The sequence below is a fragment of the Capnocytophaga sp. G1920 genome, assembly GCF_051417515.1.
In genome coordinates this window covers 1-4840 of record NZ_JBPRKH010000038.1, presented here as the reverse complement: position 1 = coordinate 4840, position 4840 = coordinate 1, and the positions used below count along the sequence as shown (strand labels likewise).

Below are 4840 nucleotides of genomic sequence, written 5' to 3'. Positions count from 1 at the left end.
ACCTCATTTTTGTAACATTAATGGTAATTTCTTCATTAGGTCTAATTTCAGAAGCATTATTAGTAGGAGAAATAGATATAACACTATTTAAAGCACATTTTCCTTTAAGTTTTTCTTGCACTTTTTTCCCTAAATGAGGTAGAAATTATCATTTCCAAGAACCGACACGGGGGCATTCTCTCTGAGCGTTGTGTTGTGAGTATGGCTACTTCAAAGTTTAGAGATTTAAAAAAGAAAATTAACCTAATGTAGAACATTTTAATACGATGAAAGTAGTAGCGCAAAGAGTGAGATACTTTTTTTGTGTAATGGCAAACAAATTAGTTTTATTCTCTGTTATATTCTTCGAAAGGGGTATTGTTTAAATTATCCACCTTCTGTTCCTCACCATTCTTATCTACCCATATTTTTTTAACAGCTAATATGTTATTCGTTTCTGGGTCAATAGCAAAAGTAGTATACCTAAATAATACAGGTATTGAGGAATAGTTTTCTTTTATTGTAAAAGTATTGTTCTCAAAAGTAATCCCCATAAAACCCTTTGCTTCAGTATCAGAACCAGCGTTAGATTCTTTATAGGCACTATATAACAACACATCGTTTATAAACTCTTTAAAAGTGCCTTTTTCACTAAGCCTTATTCTTGTTACAAAATAAGATCCTCTATTTAAATTGTTTTTAGGTTGGTAGATGAGTATGGAGTCGTCTATGCCATCACCATTTAAATCTTTTTTCTTTGAATAGACAATTTTATCTATGCTATTATCTCCAAATACTAAATCTCGCCATTTACCTCCTCTTTTAACAAATACATCAGCAAGAGAATACCTATCTGTTCTATCAGAATCACTTAAATCGGCATTTGCTTTGATGAGTAGTTTAGCCATTTCGTAGTTGTTCTTTTCATAAGCTATCAACAGAGGTGATTCCCAAAAATAGTCTTGTGGATAAGGTAGCGGTACACTTTCGGGGGAAGCTCCTTTTTGTAATAAATAACTTACTACTGGTAGGCTGTTGGATTTACAAGCTATGATAAGAGGGCTTGATTGAAGAATATATTTACTTCCTGGTACGTAATAATCACCTTCTCCAAGTTTTGATCGTCCAAAAACATCTTCAAAAATATATTTTACCAAGGGCAAGTTGCCACTTTCAAGGGCTACTAGAAAAGAATCGAATTTCTCCTCTCCTTTTTGTTTTGCTGAATATTTATCAGCACCTTTGGCAAGAAGTGTTTTCACGGCTTCTAAATCACCTTTTTTGCAAGCTAACCCCAATTGAGTGTATTGAAAACCATCTTCATTAAAGCAAAAATCATCGATATTAGAAGTATCTTCTTCCACAGTTTCAGTAACTGTAGTGGTGGCTACACTATTGTCATACAGAACTTGCTGTTGTTGGCAAGTACTTAACAACAGAAATGAGTATAATATGAGAAAAGTTGTTTTCATTTCAAAAGTCAAAAATTAGAATAATTTTAGTGTTTTAGGGTCATAATTTTCAAAAGAGACTTTTCCATTTTTTTTTTGTAAATAGATTGAATCATAATACTCATTGTCATATCCATCATCAGAAATATTCGAATATTCTAATTTGTAAAGAAAAATATTATTCGTTTTACTATCTACAAAAAAAGTAGTATATTTTAATAGGTCTGAGGATACATTTTCTTCTATAGTGAAAAAATGCCCTTTAAAAGAGATATTTCTAAATCCTTCCTCACTTGTAATGTCGTTACTAAGCATCTTAGCATTAAGAAATAGCTTTTCTCTATCTTTATCACTTAAAACTATCTTTATGGTCGCAAAAAGAGCATCATCTCCTGAATCATAAACAATAAACCTATCCTCAATGCCATCTTTGTTTATATCCATTTTTTTTCTAAAAAGAATTTTTCCTAAATCACTATCGTCATCACTAGGCATTACATCTCTTTTCCCCGCTAAAATATCATCATTTAATATTTTAGAAATTACAAAATGCCCGTCCTTATCTTTTTCTAATAAATAGTCTACACAAGTTTCTTTTTCATAAGTGTTTCCAAATAGTAAAAAACAACATCTGTATTCATTTTTATTTTCTAAAGGTGTTATTTTTAATGTACTATTAAGAACATCAGCAAAAAAATCTTGTCCCTTTATAAAAGGGTCGTAATCTAATGTCATATCAGCAGATAGTTCATCAATCTTTTCCAACAATTGCTTGGAAACATATTGCTTGAAAAGTACTTCTTGGTTGTCTAACGAACCATTATAAACAGATGAATAAAATGCTTTTAGAGTTGCTATAGCGACTTTTGTATCTGTAGGTTCGGTGGCTATATTATTAGCGTTCTTCTTATCTCTACAACTGATAAAAGCAATTGTGATAAGTATAATAAAAACTCTTCTCATAAGTAAAAATTTGTTATTTTTCAATCCACCTATATAAAACATATTTCTTTTCTTTTTCGTATTGAGGTGCTACCCAAAATGATTTTTGCTTAAAATCAGATACCCATTGTTCTCCATTCCACATAGCAATATGTCCATAACTATGTCCTTTAACAGCGGCAAAAGCTACAATATCTCCTTTCTTTAGTTCTATTGAGTTTATATCATCTCCTATTTTAGTAAAGCCTGCTATCTCCAATTTTTTCTCATTATAGTATGTCATTGCATGTCCGTTTAGTCCAAAGATTCCTCCAGCATTTATAGCTTGTCTTACATAGAGAGCGCATCTTTCTATAGACTTACTTTTAGCTTGCTTATTTAAATGTTCAACGGCTTTTTCAATATCATATTTTTTTGCTTTCTGTTGTTAAAATTTGCACTCATTTATTTTAAAAGTTTTAGAACTTTTGTTTTTAAAGAAAAGTGCTTTTTCTTCATGGTTTTTAGTTTTACGATTGTTTATTTTTATATCAACATCATCCCCTACTTTTAGACATACTTCTTTAATTTGTTGATCACTACTAGCTCCATTAGCTATTCTATTGATTCCTTTTGCTGCGAAATATCCCATAGCTGTAAGAACAGCTAATTCTGGATTTTCACGAACTTGATCTGCTCCACTATCCGTTAAAATACTTTGTCCCCATAGTTTTTCAATTTTGTCATTTACCATTTTAAAGTTTCCTCTACCAGTTAGTTGTATTAAGCCACTTCCTCTAAATCGCCAACCATCTCCAGAGGCTTCGTTTTTATTACCATTTATATTAGCATATACAAAATTAGCTATATTTTGATCCTTGGGTTTACTATTTATTAATTGTTTTGCTTTTTGGGATAGCTCCTTACTTTTGAAAACACGATTTTTTTCATCATGAAATTCTGCTTTGGGGTCTATAATTGGAACAAATTTATTATTCCCCGATTTATCCTTAACCCGTTCCATTTTAAAAAATCTACTTGGGAAGACTTCATACAAACGTTCTTCTGTGTAACTATCCATATTTTCACCCTTTTTTATATGCAATTTAAATCCTGTTTCTATTGCTGCTTGGGCAAAGAAGTGAGCTTTATTCCAACAAGTATCCATTTGTAGCTCTTTCATATATTTTGTATAAGTATCGGCTACAGTTTTTAATGTATCTTCTTCTACATCTGGGAAAAGCTCTCTTAGTTGTGCTACAGTAACGGGTGCTGTACATCTCGGGCAAGAATGTCCTTCTTCCTCTAGTTCAACTCTTTCAACTTTTCCTATGCCTAAGAGCCCACCAACTTTCACAGTGGCTTTATTTTCTGCTAATTTAGTTAGCTGAGGATAAGAATGTAATATTAGAGAATACCTTTCTTTTATAAAAGCTCCTTTTTCGTTACCTTCTTTCCCTTTAATCTTAAATACAGCAATTATATATCCTTTAATCCATTTGTATTTAGAAGTATCTAACTCTACTAAAAGCTCTCCTTTATCATTTATTTTTCCTTTAGCGGAATGGAATGGTTCCCCTTTTATGTTATGGGTCTTAATTTCACTCCAAGGTTTCCAAGTTAGTTCATTCTGCGTTGTATTTTTAGAATAATGAAATTTATCTCTTGTAAAAAACAATACTTCAACTTCTCTGTTTTTCATATTAGTTGCATATATCTTTAAATGTGCAACTTTTCCAGATTCTATAAATTTTCGTTTTTCAGTATCATCTGAATTACAGAAATAGGCTTCTACTATATCTCCTTTATTTGTAATTGTAAGGAGATTATTTTCAAATTCTTCATTTAAAGATTCTTTAAGGAGTTTATTATCAATAGGTTTTACTTTGAAAAATATTTGGAAATCCTTTCTATTTCTGTCTTCCTCCTTCTTCTCTTCCTCTGTTTTTCCTTTAAACACTTTTTTTACTGAGTAATGGAAAGTAAATTCTTTACTACCTACAGGAACTGTTATTTTTTCGGAGGTAAAAATGGGGTTCTTTTTATCTTTAGCATCATATACTTCTACAACAACTTCTTCTCCATCTAACCCTAAATGTTTTATATAAGCATACATTTCTTGGTCATATCCTGCTGTTGCTAAGATATTACCACTGCTTCCATCTTTGTCTATCCAATGAGGTGAAGAAATTGTAGGACGGACAATATTAATTTTTTTCTTTATTGTTTTTTTATTAATACTACAAATAACTTCAAATTCACCTTCAGCTAAAGGTGTAATTTTCATTGTTCTTGGATCTTTTGGGGAGCCGAGCCCCATTCCTTTTATTTGGAAATGTTTCTCAAAAGGTTTATGCTCAATACCATTTTCATCTATATAGCTAAAAGGAATATCCCATTTTAAATTTTTTAGATCTTTATCTGAGAGATCGGGGAATATAGTTTTTGCTGTAAGAGTAAAAGGTTTTCCTACTCTTGGCATTCCCTCT

General features: G+C 31.2%; 4 protein-coding genes. All 4 read right to left on the bottom strand.

Translation table 11 applies throughout. The features are described from left to right. Positions 1-326: 326 nt before the first annotated feature. Positions 327-1451, bottom strand: a complete 1125-nt coding sequence (locus ACSQ7D_RS12880; RefSeq protein ID WP_016479754.1) for an ankyrin repeat domain-containing protein — start codon at positions 1449-1451, stop codon at positions 327-329. 15 nt (positions 1452-1466) lie between these two features. Further along, the gene (locus tag ACSQ7D_RS12875) at positions 1467-2393 is read right to left on the bottom strand and encodes a hypothetical protein (RefSeq protein ID WP_437136477.1); all 927 of its coding nucleotides are present in this window, start codon (positions 2391-2393) and stop codon (positions 1467-1469) included. 13 nt (positions 2394-2406) lie between these two features. After that, positions 2407-2655, bottom strand: a complete 249-nt coding sequence (locus ACSQ7D_RS12870; RefSeq protein ID WP_437136476.1) for a hypothetical protein — start codon at positions 2653-2655, stop codon at positions 2407-2409. Positions 2656-2799: 144 nt separating this feature from the next. Further along, the coding region (locus ACSQ7D_RS12865; protein ID WP_437136475.1) for a glycoside hydrolase family 19 protein at positions 2800-4840 on the bottom strand (2041 nt) is incomplete at its 5' end.

Bases quoted from the DNA above. Each gene is read 5' to 3' on its own strand.
- ACSQ7D_RS12880 (WP_016479754.1), bottom strand. From the start codon at position 1,451: ATGAAAACAACTTTTCTCATATTATACTCATTTCTGTTGTTAAGTACT.
- ACSQ7D_RS12875 (WP_437136477.1), bottom strand. From the start codon at position 2,393: ATGAGAAGAGTTTTTATTATACTTATCACAATTGCTTTTATCAGTTGT.
- ACSQ7D_RS12870 (WP_437136476.1), bottom strand. From the start codon at position 2,655: ATGACATACTATAATGAGAAAAAATTGGAGATAGCAGGCTTTACTAAA.